Annotated in this window: 12 protein-coding genes; 6 read left to right on the forward strand and 6 right to left on the reverse strand. The window is 59.8% G+C overall.

Annotation, left to right across the window (positions count from 1 at the left end; genetic code table 11):
• Positions 1-43: 43 nt before the first annotated feature.
• Complete coding sequence (gene glgP, locus KF841_04150; protein MBX3394541.1) at positions 44-2,617, forward strand: alpha-glucan family phosphorylase; 2,574 nt, start codon at positions 44-46, stop codon at positions 2,615-2,617.
• Positions 2,618-2,658: 41 nt separating this feature from the next.
• Here glgP and KF841_04155 read toward each other — a convergent pair whose 3' ends face one another.
• The 4 genes from KF841_04155 to KF841_04170 all read right to left on the reverse strand — a co-directional run bounded on the left by KF841_04155 (position 2,659) and on the right by KF841_04170 (position 9,152).
• A complete protein-coding gene (locus KF841_04155) occupies positions 2,659-3,822 on the reverse strand; it encodes a response regulator (GenBank protein MBX3394542.1) in 1,164 nt (387 codons plus the stop codon).
• Between the two features lie 271 nt (positions 3,823-4,093).
• On the reverse strand, positions 4,094-6,424 hold the full coding sequence (locus KF841_04160) for a serine/threonine protein kinase (GenBank protein ID MBX3394543.1): 2,331 nt from the start codon (positions 6,422-6,424) through the stop codon (positions 4,094-4,096).
• A 104-nt stretch (positions 6,425-6,528) separates the two neighbouring features.
• The gene (locus KF841_04165) at positions 6,529-8,763 is read right to left on the reverse strand and encodes a type II and III secretion system protein family protein (protein MBX3394544.1); all 2,235 of its coding nucleotides are present in this window, start codon (positions 8,761-8,763) and stop codon (positions 6,529-6,531) included.
• A 74-nt stretch (positions 8,764-8,837) separates the two neighbouring features.
• Positions 8,838-9,152 carry a PilZ domain-containing protein gene (locus KF841_04170; GenBank protein MBX3394545.1) on the reverse strand — a complete coding sequence of 105 codons (315 nt, stop codon included), beginning with the start codon at positions 9,150-9,152 and terminating at the stop codon, positions 8,838-8,840.
• Between the two features lie 377 nt (positions 9,153-9,529).
• On the opposite strand from KF841_04170, the gene KF841_04175 reads away from it, so the two are divergent.
• The 3 genes from KF841_04175 to KF841_04185 all read left to right on the forward strand — a co-directional run bounded on the left by KF841_04175 (position 9,530) and on the right by KF841_04185 (position 13,212).
• Entirely contained in the window at positions 9,530-10,666 is a 1,137-nt protein-coding gene (locus tag KF841_04175) for an AAA family ATPase (GenBank protein ID MBX3394546.1), read from the forward strand.
• Between the two features lie 267 nt (positions 10,667-10,933).
• Complete coding sequence (gene wecB, locus KF841_04180) at positions 10,934-12,052, forward strand: UDP-N-acetylglucosamine 2-epimerase (non-hydrolyzing) (protein ID MBX3394547.1); 1,119 nt, start codon at positions 10,934-10,936, stop codon at positions 12,050-12,052.
• A gap of 44 nt (positions 12,053-12,096) precedes the next feature.
• Positions 12,097-13,212, forward strand: coding sequence for a glycosyltransferase family 4 protein (locus tag KF841_04185; GenBank protein MBX3394548.1), 1,116 nt, complete (start codon positions 12,097-12,099; stop codon positions 13,210-13,212).
• A gap of 1 nt (position 13,213) precedes the next feature.
• On the opposite strand, the gene KF841_04190 is transcribed toward KF841_04185, so the two are convergent.
• Together KF841_04190 and KF841_04195 are read right to left on the reverse strand one after the other, a co-directional pair.
• Positions 13,214-15,343 carry a cation-translocating P-type ATPase gene (locus KF841_04190; GenBank protein MBX3394549.1) on the reverse strand — a complete coding sequence of 710 codons (2,130 nt, stop codon included), beginning with the start codon at positions 15,341-15,343 and terminating at the stop codon, positions 13,214-13,216.
• 56 nt (positions 15,344-15,399) lie between these two features.
• Complete coding sequence (locus KF841_04195; GenBank protein MBX3394550.1) at positions 15,400-16,599, reverse strand: ABC transporter permease; 1,200 nt, start codon at positions 16,597-16,599, stop codon at positions 15,400-15,402.
• Between the two features lie 592 nt (positions 16,600-17,191).
• Here KF841_04195 and KF841_04200 point away from each other — a divergent pair.
• Both KF841_04200 and KF841_04205 read left to right on the forward strand, forming a co-directional pair.
• On the forward strand, positions 17,192-19,318 hold the full coding sequence (locus tag KF841_04200) for a hypothetical protein (GenBank protein ID MBX3394551.1): 2,127 nt from the start codon (positions 17,192-17,194) through the stop codon (positions 19,316-19,318).
• Between the two features lie 130 nt (positions 19,319-19,448).
• The gene (locus KF841_04205; protein MBX3394552.1) at positions 19,449-20,387 is read left to right on the forward strand and encodes a protease modulator HflC; all 939 of its coding nucleotides are present in this window, start codon (positions 19,449-19,451) and stop codon (positions 20,385-20,387) included.
• Positions 20,388-20,391: the final 4 nt, after the last annotated feature.

Here is a 20,391-nt window from a genome sequence, read left to right on the forward strand (position 1 = left end):
GGCCGGTTCCGCTCCAAAGGCGTCATCAGGCAAGGAAGCGATCATGATGGAATCAACCGGAATGTACCGACTCCGCACCTTCACGGTGGTGCCCGCCCTGCCGGAGACGCTATTGCGCCTCCGCGAACTGGCCTACAACATGTGGTGGAGTTGGAACCCTGACTGCCGGGAGTTGATTCGGCGACTCGATCCGAATCTCTGGGACGAAGTCGGCGGCAATCCGGTGCAGTTTCTCGGGCACGTCTCGCAGAGACGTCTGGATCAGGCTTCCTCGGATTCGGCCTATCTGGCGGAATTGCAGCGCGTACTGAATAATTTCGACACCTATATGACCCGTCGCGGATGGTTCAGCGACAAGAATCCCGACCTCTCCAAGAGCACGATTGCCTACTTTTCGATGGAGTTTGGAATCCACGAAAGCCTGCCGGTCTATTCCGGCGGCCTGGGCGTGCTTGCCGGCGACCACCTCAAGAGCGCGAGCGATCTGGGCGTGCCGCTGGTCGGTGTCGGGCTTCTGTACCGGCAGGGCTATTTCCAGCAGCGGCTCGCGACCGACGGCTGGCAGCTTGAGGAGTATCCTTCACTCGATTTCTTCCAGATGCCCATCACGCAGATGAAACGGCCCGATGGCCAGCCCCACGTCATCAAGCTTCCGATCGGGCCTCGCGACGTTCACGTGCACTGCTGGCGGGCCCAGATCGGGCGCGTGCCGCTCTATCTGCTCGATACAGACCTGGTTGAGAACGCACCCGAGGATCGAGAAATCACGCAGCGGCTTTACGGCGGCAATGACGTGATGCGGATTCGCCAGGAGGTGCTGCTGGGCATCGGCGGAATCCGAATGCTGGATGCCATCGGCGTGGTGCCGGACGTTTGTCACATGAACGAAGGCCATGCTGCATTTCTCTCCATTGAGCGCATTGGCCTCTGCATGCAGAAAAGCGGCATGGATTTCGGCGAAGCGCGCGAGGCCGTTGCGCCGAGTCACGTCTTTACAACGCACACGCCCATTCCGGCCGGGATTGACCATTTCAGCCGAAAGCTGCTCGATGAGTATCTCACTCCCTATCTGAAGGAGCTTCGGCTCTCGATGGATGAATTCGTCGCGCTCGGCAAGATCAACGCGGCCGACCCGCAGGAGCTGTTCTGCATGGCGGTGCTGGCACTTCGGCTGGCCGGTTCGGCGAACGGCGTCAGCGCGCTTCACGGCCATGTCTCGCGCAACATGTGGTACAACGTATGGCCGGGCGCGCCGCGCAATGAGGTGCCGATTACTTCAATCACAAACGGAATCCACACCGACACGTGGATCTCTCCGGAAATCTCCCATCTGCTCGATCAGTACGTCGGACCGCAGCGAATGCACACGCCGGAGGATCAGGACGCCTGGCGGCGCATTCAGGAGATTCCCGCGATCGAATTGTGGCGTGCGCACGAGCAGCGCCGATTCGCACTGGTGTCTTTTGCACGACGCAAGGCAAAGGAACAGCTCCGTAAACGCGGCGCGCCGCCATCGGAAGTGCAGTCCGCTGACGAGCTTCTGGACCCCGAAGCGCTGACGATCGGCTTCGCGCGACGCTTTGCACCCTACAAGCGGGGCGCCTTGCTCTTCCGGGATCCGGAGCGGCTGGCACGAATCGTTGAAAGTCGCGATCGCCCGGTGCAGTTCGTCATCTCCGGCAAGGCTCATCCCCGTGACGACAAGGGGAAAGAAATCATCAAGGAGCTGATGCGTTTCCTGCGAACCCCACAGTTTCGGCCCCATTTCGTATTCATCGAGAACTACGATATTTCGGTCGCCCGAATGCTGGTACAGGGTGTCGATGTGTGGCTGAACAATCCGATCAAGCCGCGCGAAGCGTCTGGTACGAGCGGCATGAAAGTCTCACCCAACGGCGGACTCAACCTGTCGATCCTTGACGGATGGTGGCCGGAAGCCTACGACGGTGAAAACGGCTGGGCGATCGACGAGGGGCACATCTACGAGGACGCCGAAGATCGCGATCATATCGAGTCGCAAGCCATCTACGAGCTTCTTGAGAAAGAGATCGTGCCATTGTTCTACAACCGCGGGGCTGATGGAGTGCCGCGGGGCTGGGTCGATCGAATGAAGGCGTCGATGCGAACCATCACCCCGATGTTCAGTACGACGCGGATGGTCAAGGAATACGCCACGGTGATGTACGCTCCAGCGGCGCGCCGACAACGCAAGCTGATGGACGACAGCTACGCCGCAGCCAAGTCGCTCTCCCATTGGAAACGCAACCTCGCCGGCAAATGGCACAGCATTCGAATCGATGAGGTGACCGCCAACGACGAGAAGGAGCTTCCCGTCGGCGCAACGGTCAACGTGCGGGCCAAGGTCGTGCTCGGGGCGATCAAGCCGGAAGACGTGTCGGTCGAGCTGTATCACGGACGCGTGGATGAATACGGACGGCTCGTCGAGGGGCACAGCGAGATCATGCAGATCGAGGAACGCTACGAGAACGACACTTTCCTGTTCAGAGGGCAGGTCCCGTGCCATCGCAGCGGACAGCACGGCTACGCCGTTCGCGTATTGCCCAGAAATGCGGATCTCGCGCACAAATTCGACACCGGGCTTATTCTCTGGGGATAACGAATCAGACCGCGAAAATGAGCGGAAACGCAAATGGCCGCTTACTGGTCGGGAAGGCTCTTCGGATCGGCCGGCTCCGGACCGGCGGCGGCATCGGAATTGGCCGGTTGCGCCGCTTGCGCCTGCTGACGTCGGGGCGTCGATCTCGCCAGGTAGCACAGCTTCATCAGCGATTCGACTTGCCGCTTCAGATCTGATTCCGACCCCCGTTCTATCAGCAGTTTCTCAACCTGTGCCGCGGCGGACGAGATCGGGTCAAAGCCGAACACACCGGCTTCGCCCTTGAGTCCCCGACAGAGCTTTTCGAGACCGCGCTTGTCGCCACCGCGCACGGCGTCCTCAATCATGCGAATTCGCGACGGCAGTTCCATAACATACTCGCGAACGGCATCCATCATCAGGGGGTCCTGCGCGAAGGCGCTGACCAGGGGTTCCTGCTTGAGCGACTCAATCAGCTCTCCGATACCATCTCGATCGAATGGTTTCGGCATGTAGCGATCGAAGCCCGCGTTCAGGCAGCGATCGCGGTCCTCGGGCTGCGTCATCGACGTGACAGCGACGATGACGCCGGAATATCCGTGCTCGCGAAGCTTCCGAACCGCGTCCAGTCCGCTGAGCACCGGCATGTCCACGTCCATGAGAATTGCGTCGTAGATGTTCTGGGATGCCAGATCGACGGCCAGCGCACCGTTCTCCACATAATCGACTTCGGCCTTGAGCTGTGAGAGGAACAGCTTCGCGATCTTTGCAACGGAAGCATCATCCTCCGCCAACAGCACGCGCGTCTTCACGGCCTGGGTACAGAATTCGGCGGGATCGATCTCTCCGGAAAACGCAACGCCGATCTCGTGGACAGCGCCAACGACGTAGTCGCACCGCGCCACGCGGGCTTCAACGTTCTTCCAGGATCCGAACTTGCTGATGAGTTGGATCACGCAATGCGTGCCGGGATACACGAAGCCGCCGTGAAGGAATGCCATTCCGCCGGCACTGATATTTCGCGTGGGGACCAGATAGAAAGCCGCTGAGCCTGCGCCGGAGGAATGAAAGTTCACGACACAGTTCTTGACACGATAATCGAATCGTTCGCTTCGCCGTTTGCGCTTGACGGCCTGTGTCTCGGCCGCATCCAGGCGATCCAGAACCGCTTTGAGTTCTTCTTCATTGAGGCGAACCGTTTTGACTAAATTGGACTGGCCTGGCACGGGGCAACCTCAATACGCCGGGCGAGGGTTCCACCGCAATCGTGCGACCCTGGAATGCCCCCCGCGAATCAATTCGTGCGGTCATTATCGACCAACGCGCCGCCGATCAGGGTGAGAACCTGTCAACTTATAATCATCGACGCGACGTGATTACAATCGCACTACGCAAAGAATATTCGGTTGTCCGTTCAACCGGAATTAGGTAAGGATCGGTGCTGTTTTTTCACAACGCCCTCTCATCGCGGCCGCGACCGGAAACCGGGCCGTCCGATTACTGCTCGAAGTCTGCCGCCTTCTCGGGCTTGCCCCATGTCCGATACATTTCAATGATGCGTTGCCGCGCGGCAATCACATCCGGATGCAATCGTCCCAACTTTGCTTGAAGGGCATCAAAGGAATCAATCAGGTACGGTTCCGCCTCGTCGAACCGGCCGGACGCCGCAAGCGAAGCGCCGAGACGGCTCTGCGTGTCCACGACCTTCACGTGCGACCTGGGCAGTTTTTCGCCGAAGCAGTTCAGTGCTTCCCGGAAAGCCTCCGCGGAAGCATCGAAGCGGCCTTGGTCGAACAGAACCAGTCCGAGCGAATGCGCCGTCGCACCCGTGCGGCGGTCATCCGCGCCAAGGGCTTCTCGGCGACCCGCGAGCGCCCGCTGAAGCAGCGTCTCCGCCTCCGAAAGCTTCTTCTGAGGATAGAGCGTCATCGCAAGATTGTTCGCCGCAGTCAGTGTTCGAGGGTCATCCGCCCCGAAGGCGCTTTCGGTGGCAGCCAAGAGCCGTCGGCAGACGGGTTCCGCACTCGACGTGTCGCCGGTGGCGAACAATGCCGAGGCCAGATTATTCATCGACTCAATGGTGTCTGCATTGGCTTCGCCGAGCGTGTCGCTGCGAATCGACAGTGCATCGTTGAGAAAGGCGGCGGCTCTCGTCGGATCGCCCGCTGCCGTCATCAGGCTGCCCAGGTCGTTCAGGAGTGTGGCACGACCAGCCGGGTTGTCTGAAAAGTCCCTCTCGATTCTGGACGAGGCCTGCTCCAGCATCTCGCCCAGTCCCGGCCATTTCACCGCGCCGCTCTTCGGCGACGACAACATCACAGCCCAGAAGCGGGAGATCGACTGCATCGCGTCGGCTCGCGCTTCGGCCGTCTCGGCCCGCCGGGTGAGTCGATCACGCAGAGCATCAAAATCCGCCAGTTGCGCCTGTACTTCTTGCATTCGTGCATTGATGGCCTCGCGCTCCGCACGCTCGGTCGCGAGTGCGGCCACCGCGGCTTCGCGTTCCCGGGCGGCAATGTCTCGCGCGGTTTTTTCGAGGGCAAGTTGCGTGCCCAGCTGCTGCTCAACTTCGACAACGCGCCGGTGGCCCGCCTGTCGAGTGGTCATGTGAATGTGCAAACCGAATGCCAGTACGGCCAGGGTCATGATAACGACCGAGATGGTGCGCGACTTGTATCGCGTCGCCAGCTTCCGAAACTCATACATCGCCCCCGCGCGGCGAGCGCCGACAGGACGCCGGTCGAAGTAGTTCTCCAGATCGTGCAACAATGCGAGCACATTCTGATAGCGGTCGACCGGCTGTTTTTCCATCGCTTTCAGTACGATGGCTTCCAGATCGCCGCGCAGGCTGGCCTTGATGCTGCTGGGCTTGGGCGGCATCTCATTGCTGACCGCCTGAACAATTTCCCCGGCATTCTGAGAATCACAACTGTATGGCAGGCGGTCCGTCAGCAGTTCATACAGAATCACGCCGAGTGTATAGACATCGCTGCGTACATCGAGATCGAAAAGCCGTCCCGAGACCTGCTCGGGACTTTTGTATACGAGGAACTCACGCAATTCGCGTTTGGCGAAATCCTCACGGACCGGCACGATGTCCACATCGGTCACGCCGGCGACACCAAAGCCGACGAGCTTCGGGCTGCACTTGCCGTCAATCAGGATGTTGCTCGGCCGCAGGTCCCGGTGCAGAAGGCAGCGCTGATGAGCGTAGTGAACGGCCTCGCAGATTCGCGCGAAGATCGAGAGCCGATCGTCGAGTGACAGCTTGTGAATCGACAGGTACTCGTTGAGCGTGACGCCCTTGATGAATTCGCTCACGATGTAGCAGTGGCCTTCGCGTGTCGTTCCCGCATCCAGAAGCGCAGCCAATCCGGGATGGGCCAGATGGCGCAGTCGATCAATCTCGACGCGCGCGCGGTTGATTCGATCGAAGTCGGGTATGTCGCGATTGTAGATCACCTTGATCGCAACGCGGCGTTTGGTTCGCGCGTCCTCGGCTTTGTACACGATGCTCGTGGACGTCTCGCTCACTGTGCGAATGATTCGGTAATCCTTGATCATCGACTCGATATCGCAGTGGCCGACGGCTTCGCCATCGACTTCGTGCGCGGCGGTCGAATCCCAGGAGGCGGGTGCGACCGCAACGGAGGGCGTGCCCGCCTGCTTTGAAGGGGGATCGCCGATGACTTGCGTCTTGGTCGCGTCAGGCATGCTGAATGGATCGACACTCGTCTGATTGTTTGCGAACAATGATGATTCCTTTTCAGTCATTTTCATCACCCACGCGCAGAGGGCGAAGCCTTCAATCGCCGTTGAAGGCTTCACGTGCTCCGGAATGTCTGATTCAGGCCGGTTCGTCCACGCGGAGCGCAATACCAGCCTTGGCTCGATCGACCATGCAGATCGACCGGCAAGTCCGAATCGATCGTTCAGTCCGACAAAGCGCCCGGTTCACGCTCCTCAATCCCCCAGTTGCCCTGCAACCGGGAATGAATCGACCGCTTCGGCGCGGCATGCACGACTGTGCCGCTCGAGTTCTCTGATTGATTGCTGTCCGGTTTGCTGCTCTGCTGTCGATTGGGTGGAGCCGCGCCCTCAAGCATGCCCAGTCCGAAGAGCTCCCAATCGTCCGGATGTTGCATCAACTGGCCGGGAACCGGCGGAACCTGCCCCGGCTCGAGCGCTTCGACAAGATGCGGCGTCACGAGCACGACCAGTTCCGTATTGGAGCGTTGATAGTCAACTGAACTGAATAGCTGACCGAGGACCGGCACATCACCCAGTCCCGGAATCTTTGAGGCGATTGCGTTCACCGATTCGTTCAGCAGTCCGGCAATTGCAAAGGTCTTGCCATTCGGGCACTCAATGGTCGATTCGACGCGGCGCGTGCGGAACGTGAAAACGGGAATCGTGTCGATCTGGCGTGAACCCGGTACGGCATCACTCACCTCCGTCATCACATGAAGCCGAATGATCTGGTCCGCGCCGACGGTTGGCGTGAATGCCAGGCGCACGCCGAATTCCTTGTACTCGATCGTGATTGCACCGGCGACCGCACCGCCCTGGGCGACCGGAATCGGCACTTCGCCGCCCGCGAGAAACGTCGCCGTCTGACCGCTGATGGCTACAAGATTCGGCTCGGCCAGCGTTCTTGCCAGGCCGTTCGTACGGAGTGCGTTCATGAAGATCTGCAACTCGGCCTTTGGAAATCCGAACGTCACGTTGGTGTTCGTGCCGTTGCCGACTGCTCCGACACTGTAGAGCTGCTGACCGTTCAGAACATTGGCCAGTCCGCTCGAAGTGAATGTGGTCGGGTTCAAACTCCCCACGTTGTTCGCGAAGAAGAAGTCGCGCGACCAGTCCGATGCGCCAATCGCCCAATTGAACCCGAGATTCCGTAGCGCTTCCTTGTTGATCTCCGCGACGACCACCCGAAGGAGGGTCTGCTGCGTGCCGGAGACCGAGAGATGGTTTATCACATCGCGACCCTGGTAGGCGCGGGCAAGTTCCTCGATCTGACGCGCCGTGATCGGGTCCGATACGATTCCCTGAAGAACGAGTTGACCATTCAGAGAAGCAACGCGAACATCAGCCCGAGGTGCGAGCGAGCGGATCAGATCGGTCAGAACCAGAACGTTCGGCTCGACATATACCTGGACCACGCGATGCTGCTGCGCCGCTCCCTGTCCAAGAGTGAGCACCAGCTGGGTGGTGCCGCTCGTTTTGCCAACGACGATCACGCGCGTCGGCGTCGGAACAATGATATCCGCGATGTTCGGATCGACGATGTTCACCGCATCGACCGGACCGCTGAGATCAAGCTCGACGGACGTGTTCGTGCACAGTCGCACCAGCTCAGTCGGCCGATCGCGCTGTGTCATGTTGGTTATGGAAATCCCCGACTGCGACGTCCTCGTCAGCCCGACATCGCCGGCCGATGCAGCCGCTGAGGGCGTGTCCTGCCTGCCCGCCGTTGTCACGGTCGCCGCCTGGACGCCCGTCGCTTTGGATTGGTGAATGATCGGCTGCGGCTCAGAGGTGCGCGGCGCCGGCATCGTAAAATCCTGAAATCCCTCGGTTGAGTCAAAATCGTCCGACTCGGAGTCGGAATCGCCGAAGTCTGCGGGGTCGTCGGATCGGACTGGATCGTATCGCACAGTCGAGACCACCGGAGCGGTGTGAATGACGCTGATTCCCGATCGCTGCGGGGTTGCATTCAAGGCGTTCATGCTGATCTGCGAGTCGGCACCGGCCGCGCGATGGTCGACCGCTCGGGGCGTGGCGGACGGCTTCGCGAACGCGCCTGTGAGACATTCTGAAATGGGCGCGATGTCCCAACCATCGAAATCGTCGAGCGTCTCAGCGGAGTCGGCGCGATCGTTCGGCTCATCAGCGGCGGCTGCCGGAGTTGCAGCGGGACCGATGGCCCAGCCTTCGTAGTCGAAGTCGTCTGATTCCGATTGAGTTGCGGTATCAATCGAAGACCCGATGCCCGGCCGTTCTCCCGTCGCACCGTCGCCAGGATTGTACGGGCCGATCCGGCCGCGTTCGAACCCGGCTGCGGACACGATCCAGGCGGTTCGGGCACATTCGCATGCCAGGACCAGCTCCCGCGCAACCGCAACGCCACTCCATCCGCTGATCGGAGCCGAATTGGCATTCATTAGCACCGACACACTGAAGAGAGAGATGTAAGATATCATATTGCAATGACCCACTTGTCGTTTGGGGATCCATTTCAGGCGAACTTAAGCCTGACTCCGATTTTGTAACCGCCCAGAGTTTGCGTGCAGTGACGGACCTCGCCGACGACATGGAACGGCTTGCCATCGGGATTGAGCTCAATCAAGACCGGCGTACCGATCTCGATGTCTGTTTCGCCTTTCAGCATGATTCCGCTGTTCGATAAATTGACCACGCCCAGCCTTCGCCGCGATGTCTGGCCTTCGGCATCCAGCAGAACGACCGCTTCAAACTGGTAAGGGCTCCGTTCTTCCTGTCGGTGCGGGGCGGCCCGCACGGTGGCGCCGTTCGCCTCTCTGACGAATTTCATCCATTCGCCTCGTGTCGCGAAAACCACATCCAAGTTGCGTGAAGTCATTTCAATCCACCAGGGTTACGCCGGAACGCACATACAGCCCTCGACGGTCGTCGCAGCTATATCGGAACCGGACCCAAGCCCCATAAGGGACAGTCCGAAACAATTTTGCGGACAAGCTGGTACGCAAATCCTTATAGGACGCCGCACGGTCCGGCAAAATCAGCCAAAGCCTCCGCCCTTCGGACACGATAGGTAAGAGACCGGACGCCCAATTCGAGGCATAGCCTGGCTTGGAAGCGGTGATGCGGTATTGCACTTCGGCCGTGCGCCGAAGCCTTGTATGAAGTCTTGCCGAGTTAACGATCCGGCACCCTGCGGAGGTAACGGCCGTGAGCGCGAAGAAGCTTTGCATCCACCAGATCGACGACCCGGTATTTCGTACGCTGACGGACTACAAGATCGTCGCGACTTCGAAGAACCGGGATGAGTTGCGCAACATCATCGGCGCGGAGCACGTCGCCGCGCTGATTATTGATCTCGATGCACAGGATGCATTTGATATCGTCGTGGAAGCACTGGAAATCAGGCCCGGCCTGGCCGTCATCGGGGTCACGGGCAGCAACGATGTGAACCGGATCATTCGGGCCCAACGCGCAGGCTGCCGTCAACTCACCTGCAAGCCGCTCGATGAAAACGACCTGCGCTCCGCGCTGAAGCGCGCCCTGGCGGAATCGGATGAGCGACCGGCCGTCGGCAAGACCATCGCCGTGATCGGAACACAGGGCGGCGCCGGCGCCACCACGGTGTCATGCTACCTCGCCATGTCGATCGCTGACTTCTCCCCGACACTCGCCTTCCTTGATCTCGATCTCGAATTCGGCACCGTCGCAAAGGCATGGGACCTCAGCCCACGATACACCATTGCCGACCTGCGCGAGCACGGCGAGATCGATCGCCACACGCTCGAAGAAACGCTGCTCGACCTGCCATCCGGAATATCAGTACTGCCAAGGCCGGAAGAGATCGAGCAATCCCACACGATCGACGAGACGCTCGTTCGAAATATTCTGAACACCGCCGGTTCAACTTTCCCGTATGTCGTGATTGATCTTCCACGCAAACTCGACGCGATAACCGGTGCGGCCATCGAAGCATGCCATAAACTGCTGATCGTGACACAACTGAATGTAACCGGCATTCTGAATGCGGGCCGCCTGCACGACGGCCTGACCCGCTTTGGTGTGCCGGCCGAGAAGATGGAATTCGCGATTAACCGCTTTTCGAAGGGAATCTCACCACTCGATGTGAAATCCCTCGAACAAAAGGTCCACAAGAAGTCAATTGGCGTGATTCCGAACCATTACAAGTCCCTTTCCGTGGCGAGCGACCTGGGGCAGCCGGTATCCGAAAGCAACCCCGTTCGAAAGGCAATCAACGAAATCGCTAACACACTTTGCGGGCGAGAGGCCGCGCCCGTGGCCACTGGCTGGATGGCACGACTCGGATTCGGTGGCTCGAAAGACTAATTCCGACCCGCTGGAAGCCATGTCGCACCGACCACCGCGCCAGCCCGACCACCAACGGGGACGCGCACTTTCTGCCGGTCCGTAATCTGGCGCATCGGTTTCAAGGCGCAAGAATCGCCGATTGAGCAGAATCGCCCCACGACAGGGATCACGCAACACAATCGAAACCGGTTTGATACGACTCTAAAATGGCGCAACAACCGGCAACAGCAGTCGCTTTGATCATCATGCCGTACGTCTGCATTGCCGTGTAGAATTCGCGATCAAATGAGCCGAAAAACCACCATTCTCATAACGGCCGGCACACGACCCGAAGCGATCAAGGTCGCCCCGTTGATCCGAACCCTTCAGGAGCGGGACTTCGCGCGCGTGAGGGTGCTTGCGACGGCACAGCATCGCGACCTGCTGGATCAGGTCTTCCGATTCTTCAACATCCGGCCGGATGTTGATCTAAATATCATGCAGCCCGGACAGACGCTGGCCGAGCTGACCAGTCGGCTCATTCCGGCGATCGACCAGGCACTTGCAATTGAGCAGCCCGACATCGTTCTCGCGCAGGGCGATACAACAACCGTCATGACGACGGCATTGGCGTGCTTTTACCGTCGAATTCCCTTCGGCCACGTCGAAGCCGGCCTGCGTACGAATGACCGGCATTATCCATTCCCTGAGGAGATCAATCGGGTCATCGTCAGCCGGCTGGGCGATCTGCACTTTTCTCCGACTGAACAGACCCGCGAGAATCTGTTGCACGAAGGCGTCAGCCCGGAGTCCATCTTCGTCACGGGCAACACGGTCATCGACGCGTTGTTGTGGGCCGCCGCAAAGGCCGACCTCCCTCAGACGTTTCAGCCGTCGGGCGGCCGCCGAATGCTGCTGGTCACAGCGCATCGAAGGGAGAATTTCGGCGAACCGCTTCGCGAAATCTGCCACGCCATCGCCGACCTCGTGAAATTGCGAGCAGTCGAAGTGGTCTATCCGGTGCATCCGAATCCCAACGTCGTGCAAATGACAAACGAGATGCTGGGCGGCCTGCCCGGCGTACAATTGGTGCCGCCGCTTGACTATCCTCAATTCGTCGCGGCCATGAAGGCGGCGCATCTGATCCTCACCGACTCAGGCGGGGTACAGGAAGAAGCGCCCTCGCTCGGCAAACCGGTCCTGGTACTCCGTGACGAAACTGAACGGCCCGAAGGTGTCGCTGTGGGAACGGCCGCGCTGGTGGGCCCTCACCGCGAGCGCATCGTATCGAAAGCGATTGAGCTACTCGACAATTCAGCGTCTTATGAACTCATGGCGCGGGCGCACAATCCATTTGGAGACGGCCGGGCATCGGAGCGAATCGCGGACGCGCTGGAGAAATTTCTGGCGGGCAACCGGGCCTGACCGGCAGACTGGCGAATCATCGCGGAAATCGCGAGACTGTCGTGGTGGCGCGACCACTCACCATCCTGATGCAGAATCGGCCTGATTCGCTGACACATCCCGGCGGCGACACCGTGCAAATGGAGCGCACCGCGGCCTTTCTTCGCGACCAGGGCCACCGTATTGACATCTCTCTGGAATCAGCTCCGGACCTGCGAGCTTATGATCTGGTACACATGTTCAATCTGACGCGGCCGCTGGAGACGCACGCGCAGGCAGTGAACGCCGTTCGACAGCGCAAGCCATATCTCCTCTCGTCGGTTTACTGGAATCTTGAGTCGGCCGTCCCGTGGAGTGCGTACGAATTTCCGCGGAATTACTGGCGCCGGTTCGTCCCGGTCTCGGTGCGAAATGCCATTCATTCGGCACGCGGCCGGATTCGAGGCGTTGCAGCAACCAGCGGCGACGCCGCGACGCTTCAGGCCCAAATCGTGCGCGACGCGGCATTTATTCTGCCGAATTCGCAAGCCGAGAAGCGGCATCTGCTCGAACAATTCCCTTTCCTGCCGCACGATCGGCTCGTGGTCGTGCTGAACGGCATCGATCCACCCGAATCGGAATCATCGAGTCAATCGGAATCGGCTGATGACGGGGCATCAACCGGCGACGCCCGCGGCGCATTCGTTTGCGCCGGCGCAATCGGCCCGCGAAAGAACCAGCTCAACCTCGTCCGGGCATTTCGCGAATTGGGCGATGAGAGACTGGTGATCATCGGCAATCCCTCGCCCGGCAGCGATCGATATCTGCGGGCCGTTCAAGTCGCGAGCGGCGCGCACGTCACCATGCACAACGCAGTCGACCATGCCCGTATGCACGCGATTTTGCGCGGAGCGAAAGCGCTCGTGCAGCCGTCCTACATCGAAACGCCCGGTCTTGCGGCAATGGAGGCGGCTGCGATGGGTGTGCCGATCGTGGTCGGAGATTTACCGCCTGTTCGAGAGTATTTCGGCGAACTGGGATTCTATTGCAATCCGAACTCGACGCGAAGCATCGCCGAGGCCTGTCGCGCCGTGCTAGCGGCGCCGCGGCGCGGCGGCCAGGAATTCGCGGCACGATTTGAGTGGCGGACGGTGCTGCGGCCGCTGATTTCCGTCTGCGCCGAACTCGCGGATGCAGTCTGACCTACACGGCCGACGTGGACGGCACCATTCGCACTGCGCGTTCGTTGGCGACGGCCTGATCGTGGGTTGCCTCCTCCTCACCGAATCGCACCAGCCGAGCCGAATTGAAGACGACCACGAAGCTGCTCGCCGTGTGGAGGAAAGCCGCAACGGTCGGCGGGATAATGTCAAACGCACCGAGTGCCATGACTGTGACAACGAACAACACGCCGAACACCAGATTCTGAACAACGACCCGGCGTGTCGCACGCGAGAGGCGAACAAGGAACGGAATGCGCGTGAGATCATTGTTCAGCAGCGCGATTGACGCAGACTTGATCGCGACGTCGCTGCCGGCCGCCCCCATCGCCAGACCGAGATCGCCGGCGGCCAATGCCGGCGCATCGTTCACGCCGTCACCGACAACCATCACGCGATGGCCCTGCTTTCGCATCTGCTCGACGAGATCGAGCTTTTCCTGCGGCAGACAATCCGCCTTGTATTCCGTGCACGCCATTTCGACGGCAACGCGTTTTGCGACAGCGGCTCGGTCGCCGGTCAGCATCGCCACGCGGCGCATGCCGATATCCCGCAGCGACTCGACGGCCGCTCTCGCCGCGGAACGGGTTTTGTCCTCCAGGCCGACCATGCCGAGTACATCATTCCCGCGAGCGACGAAGAGCTGACTCATGCCTTCGGTCTGCGCGATTGCATGGCTCATCGCGGAAACGTTGATCCCGTTTTCGGCGAGAAAGGTTTGACGGCCGACCAGAACGCGCTCGCCATTGACTTCCGCAATTACGCCCTTGCCGGGAACTTCCTGGAATTTTGACGGCTGCTCGAACGAGATGTTGGCTTCGCGGGCGACATTAATGAGCGCGCGGGCCGCCGGATGATTGCTGTTCTGTTCGGCAGAGGCGGCAAGCGTCAACAAGGCCGCGCCGTCCGCGCCGGGGGCGGGAATCAGCCTTGTGACGGAGAGTTCACCGGTCGTGAGTGTGCCAGTCTTGTCGAAGATGACGGCCGTCAGTCGTCCAGCACTTTCGAGGTGGGACACATCCTTGATGAGGATTCCAAGCCGTGCCGCGCAGCTCAGGCCGGCGACCATCGCCGTCGGCGTCGCCATGATGAGCGCGCACGGGCAACTCGCCACGAGCATGGTGATGGCCCGGCGAATTCCGTTGTCGTCCATGGTGAAGAACAGCACGAGTGCGGCGAGCATGAGCACGATCGGCGTGTACCAGACGACGTACTGATCGATCAGCCGCATGATCGGAATGCGGGTGCGCTCGGCCTGGAGAATGAGATCCTGAACCTGACCCAGCGTGGTTTCCTCGCCGACCTTGGTCACTTCGATTTCAAGGACACCCGTGAGGTTCGACGTTCCGCTGAAGACGGGATCACCGACGCGCTTGTCCACGGGCAGCGACTCACCCGTGATGTTGGCCTGGTTCACGGTCGAATCGCCGCGCAAAACTCGGCCGTCGGCGGGAATGTTATCGCCGGGACGAACCCGGACGACCTGCCCCTTGTTGAGTTGACCGGCGTCCACTTCCCGCTCGGCACCATTCTCGATCAGTCGAGCGGTCTTCGGCGTGAGTTTGATGATCTCCTCGATACTTGCCCGCGCGCCGATGGCGGTTCGCGTCTCGATCAATTCCGACAGCAGGAGGAAAAAACCGATGACGCCTGCGGCGCGGTAGTCATTCGTCGCGATCGCCGCGACGATTGCGAGCGCCACCAGTTCGTCCATGTGCATGTGACCCGAAAAGAGATTGCGCAGGGCATGCCACAAAATGCGCGTCGCCAGCAGGATCGCACCGACCGCGGCCGCCAGGTCCATGTGAAATTCCCAGAGGATCGCCGGGGCGTATTGCCGGTCCCAGAACAACCATTTGAGACGATTCCATACAGACGCGTCGGCAATCACGCCGTCGGTGCTGACGAGCGGACTGAAGAACTGAACGATGTAACTGGTGATGATCAGAATGCCGCCAAGCAGCGTGATAAACAACCAGAAGTTTGCAGATCGCGTCGCGGTTGCAGCTTCCTGGGCATGATCATGAAAATGGCTGTGATCGTGCCCGTGGTGGTGATGATGGGCGTGATGCTGTTCTTCGGTCTGACGAATGCCGAGGACTTGGTGTGCCATTAGCGAATTCCCAGGGTGTATGCGCCGCGATCCGCGGCGCGGATATCTGCGAAACCTTATCCCAGTTCGCGTGTCTCAAAAAGCGACATCGCCAGCAACACGAAAGCCAGCGAAAACAACGCGGAATAGCCGAGCGAGGCAAACACATAATTCAAAGGAATCAGGCGGCTTTCTTCAAGGGCGTCCACCATCCAGAAGACCTGAAAATTCGGGATGATCCGATAGACGATTGCAGCCCACCGCCGGCCGGTTTCGGCCAGGGGCCTGATCGACTGATCTGAGATCAGTCCCAGAATGACGACCGCGAAATTCAGCAGGAGCGTGGGGACGATCGGTAATCGCGTGGCCGCGGCCAACGCGACGGCCGCCATCATTCCGATCGCGCCGAAGATCAGCGCCGAGGCCTTGATCAGTTCGAATCCCTGCACCTCGCGCGTTTTCTTCACGAGGTAGTTCACGTTCTTGCGCCACTGCACATCGTCGACCAGGCTCAGCAGATAGGCACGATCCTCATCGCTGATCGGACCCTTCCAGTTCGAACGAACCAGCTGGCCTTCGTGCCCGGCGAGCGCCGGTCCGGCGTCGGCCGGCCGGAATTCAACGATGTCCTTCAGGACTCCCGACTTGCCGGCAACCTCGGGGAGCGGCCCGATGTCCTGCGTCGTTTCGTACACCGCGAACTTGAAATCGCGATCGACGACGAGCAGTATTACCGCGCCGACGGTGAGCGCGGGAATTGCCAGGTTGACGACCGTTGGCAAAAACCGCCAGCCGTATATGAAATTCAGCACGCCGGCGGCGACCATGACCGCGAGCATCACGCCGGGTCCGAGAATCAGCACGGTTACATCAGATTTTTCAGCGGCCGTTTGCAGAACGCCATGCCGCATGCACATGAAAAACGCGATGCAGGCCAGATAATGCGCGGCTGCCAGCGAGCCGAGCAGACCGAAATACTTGCCGAGAATGAAGGTTGAACGCTGAATCGGCTTCGCTGCGACGGTGAGAACCGTCTTATCCTCGATCTCGGCGTCCAGGACGCCGGAGGCGGCAAAACAAGCCAGAACCAATCCTTGCAGGAGGAGCGTAGACAAGATGATGTCGCGCAGCATCTTGTTATCGTCGTCAAGCGTCCAGCCTGTCATGGTCGGCGCTAATGCGATGCCGCCCAGCATGACGAGCACAATGATGCCGAAGACCGGCTGTCGAACCGATTGAAGAAAAGTGCCCTTGGTGATTGCCCAAAGTTGGTTCATGAATCGACCGTTCGGTGTGAATCGCGAATGCCGCCGCGAATCAGTGAATCAGAGGCAATCGCTCTGCGGATGTCACCCGCGCGGCGGCATGCCACGCGCAGCAAAGGCAACTACGGCCGATTCCACCTGACGACATTTGCCGCGCGACCCATCGAATCGCCATCGCCCGGGATTCTGACAGTCTCGACCGAAACCGATAAGGCTTTTACGACTCCGCGTAAGATTGGGTCGCCGACGTCGCCAGATTCTTACTCTACCGATCCTTCGGCGGTATCCGCCGTTGGATGTTACGGTGAACCGCAGAGTGGTCAAGTCAGGATGCGGACCCTGAGCTTCCATTCCGCGATCCAACGCCCGGATACGAGTGCTGCCACGTGATACGAAAAGCAGCTTCAACAATCCGGCCCGCACGGAGCGATGAGAACGTTTTTCCGCAAGGTTCATCCTTCGAAACGACTCCGCGGCGAATCCCCCCCTCATTGGGACTTGGCAGGGCACGCCGAGGTCCTACAATGGCGGGTCTTCCGAACAAGATGTGAACGAATTGGCGCGGCCGATCGTCGTGCGAACTTTGAAGATACCAGAGTAAAGCATGGGAAAATTGAAATCAGTATCAGGAATTGATCGTCGCGGCGAATGGGTTGCCATTTTCGGTGCGGCGGTCAGCTTCCTTTTCGCCCTGCTCCTGGCCTGGCTGGCCATCTGGAGCAGCAGCACGAGCGCGTCGCTCTGGGCCGCGTCATTTCAGATGCTCGGTGTTGTGGGCATCTGGAGCCTTTGTTTTGTCCAGCTCCATCAGCAACGTTTGCTAGCGGAAGAGAAACTGGAGGTCGCAGAGTTGGAGCGTCTCCGCCAGGAAAAACTGGGCGGCGCGCAGACCATCTTCGACGAGGAAGACCTCGAGCAGATGGAATCGCTGGCCATGGGCCGCCGGCTTCGGTCGATTCAGCGGTTTCTGATCCCGGTAATCGCCATTCTGATCGCGGTCTTCCATTTCATCGCCGGTTTTTCGATTTTTCCACAGGGCTGGCAATTCCCTCCGATCCGGGACAACGCTTCGACTGCCGGCGTGCCTCACGCGGAAGTCATCCTCTTCTTCACGGGCGGTTTCGCGTTCGTCGCGTTCATGATCTCGCGATATGCGCTGGGAATGAGCCGACTTTCGCAATGGAGCGCGCTGCGGGCCGGCGGCAATTTCATGTTCGGTGCGAGTGCGTCCTGCCTTGGCGTGTCGATCGCGCTGCTCAGCGTCATTTCGGGCATCAAGGATGCGGACGACTGGCTCAGTTACGCGCTCGGCCTGCTGCTTATCACTCTGTCGATTGAAACGATTATCAACTATGTCCTCGACTTCTATCGGCCGCGCGTCGAAGGCGCGGATCATCGGCCGTTCTACGACAGCCGCCTGCTCGGCATGTTCAGTGAACCGGGCGGCATTCTACAGAGCGTCGCGAAGGCGATCGATTATCAGTTCGGATTCAAAGTCAGCGAGACCTGGTTTTATAGCCTGTTGCGGCGACAGGTTCCGTATCTGTTGCTTGCTCAGGCGGCGACCATTCTGGGCCTGACCTGCTTCGTTGTCGTGCCGCCGGGTCATCAGGCGGTCATGACGCATTTCGGCCAGGTCAGTCCGGTCACTGCGAAGCCCGGACTCCACATCACCTGGCCGTGGCCGATCGACAGCTCAAAGATCATTCCCGTCGAGCGCGTGCAGCGAATGGTTCTCGGCTATGAGCACACAGACGTGGATGATGAACGATTGAAGTCCCCGGTGATGGAGGACCGTGCTCCGATTCTGTGGACCAAGGAGCACTTCAAATCGGAATACAAACTGCTTGTGGCGGATCGTCTCGCGTCCGCCGATTCCAAGGTGCCGGTCAATCTCCTGAGTGTCAACATGCCTGTCCAATGGCGTGTCAAAGCCCACGATGATGCCCAGGTGATACGTTACGACATGCAGTCCGCCGACGTGAACAACATCATCGAATCGCTCGCATACCGTGAGTTGACGCGATACGCCGCATCGTCGGATATTCATGACCTGCTCGGTCGAGGAGGAATCGCCGCGGCCGATGTTCTTCGCGATCGCCTGCAAGCCGCATGTGATACGGCCGGGTACGACGGTCAGGGGCTCGGCGTGGAAATCGTGTATGTCGCCGTCGGCGGGGTTCATCCGCCGCGGGATGGGGAAGTCGCACAGGCCTACCAGGATGTCGTCAGCGCGATCGAAACGAAAGACGCCAGAATTAAACAATCCGAGGGCGATGCCACGCGCCTGCGCATTATGACCGCGGGTACCGAATGGGAGAGTGTCTACGACTCCATTATCGCAGAGGATCAAACACCCGAGGCTGACGTTGCGGCGCGGGCGCAGCGGCGTGCCGAGGTTGAGGCACTGCTGCGAACCGTGGCCGGCGGAGAGGCGCGGAAGATCACGTCCAAGGCGGAAGCGGGTTCGTACGGGCGGCTCTTTGCTGAAAGATCCGGCAGCGAACGCTATGCCATGCAGCTTTCGGCCTTCAACGCCGCGCCCCGAACTTACATGCTCTGGACTTATCTGCGCATGATGTCGACTTCGACGAAGGACATCCGCAAGTACATCATTGCGATGCGGGAACCTTCGAAGGTGCTGTACGAGATAGATTTGAAGCCGCCCGCTGCCGTGGATATCCTCGGCGCCGAGCTTGCGAATATTGAAAAGTCCGAAGCCAAGGAATGAAACGGCCGCGATGCGAACGCGTGGCGCCATTCAATCACCAAGACAGCCGGGGACCGGCAAACCCGTGCGAATTCATCGATATCGCTGATTTTGAAGACCGCCGGTCGGCTTGATAGAGGCAGTGAGGCAAATGAGCAGAAATCTTCCGACGATCATCGTGGCGATGATCATCCTGGTGGTGATCGCAAGCATGATGTGCGCGTATCAAGTGCGATTCACCGAGACCGTCGTCATCACACGATTTCACAAGATCATCGACGATCAGCCGAAGGATCCCGGGCTTCATTTCAAGTTGCCGTGGCCGATTGATCGGGTCAACCGCTACGACAGGCGCATGCGCTCGTTCGAAACGGAATTCAGCCAGGCCGCCACCGAAGACCAGAAAACCGTCATCCTGACAGCCTACGCCACATGGCGCATTGAGGACGCGGTAAAGTTCCTCACCGCGGTCGGTCCGGAGGATGCAGCCGGTCCGAAGATCCGCGACCTGCTCGCCAACCAGGTGCAGTTGGTGCTGCGCACCCACCCGCTCAGCGCACTGGTCAACATCGATCCGAAAGAAATGCAGTTCGATGCCATTGAGAAGGCATTCCTTGACGGCATCAAGCAGTCCGCCCGCACGAACTACGGCATCGACATTGTCAGCGTCGGCATCAAACGGCTCGGGCTGCCGGAGAGCGTCACGAAGGACGTCTTCGCACGCATGAAGGAAGACCGGCAGAAGGCGATCAAGCAGCTCACAGCGGAAGGCGAGGCCAAGGCGACGGAAATCCGCGTCTCGGCCGAAGAAGTCTCTAAAAAGATCATCGCCAGGGCCGATGCCTACGCCAAAACCCTCAAGGGCCAGGGCGATGCCGAGGCCGCGAAATACTACCGAATCTTCTCCGAGAATCCCGAGCTCTCCGCGTTTCTGAAGAAACTGGAGACGGTCGAGCAGATATTCGAGTCCGGCCAGATCACCCTCGTCCTCGACGCGGACAAGTTCGTGCCGTTTGATGTCCTTAAGGCCATGACGGTGCCGGCCGCCGCAGTCACGACGCCGGGAGCGTCCCAACTCGACGCGGACTAAGCGA

The organism is Phycisphaerae bacterium, assembly GCA_019636475.1.
Classification (GTDB): Bacteria; Planctomycetota; Phycisphaerae; order UBA1845; family UTPLA1; genus JADJRI01.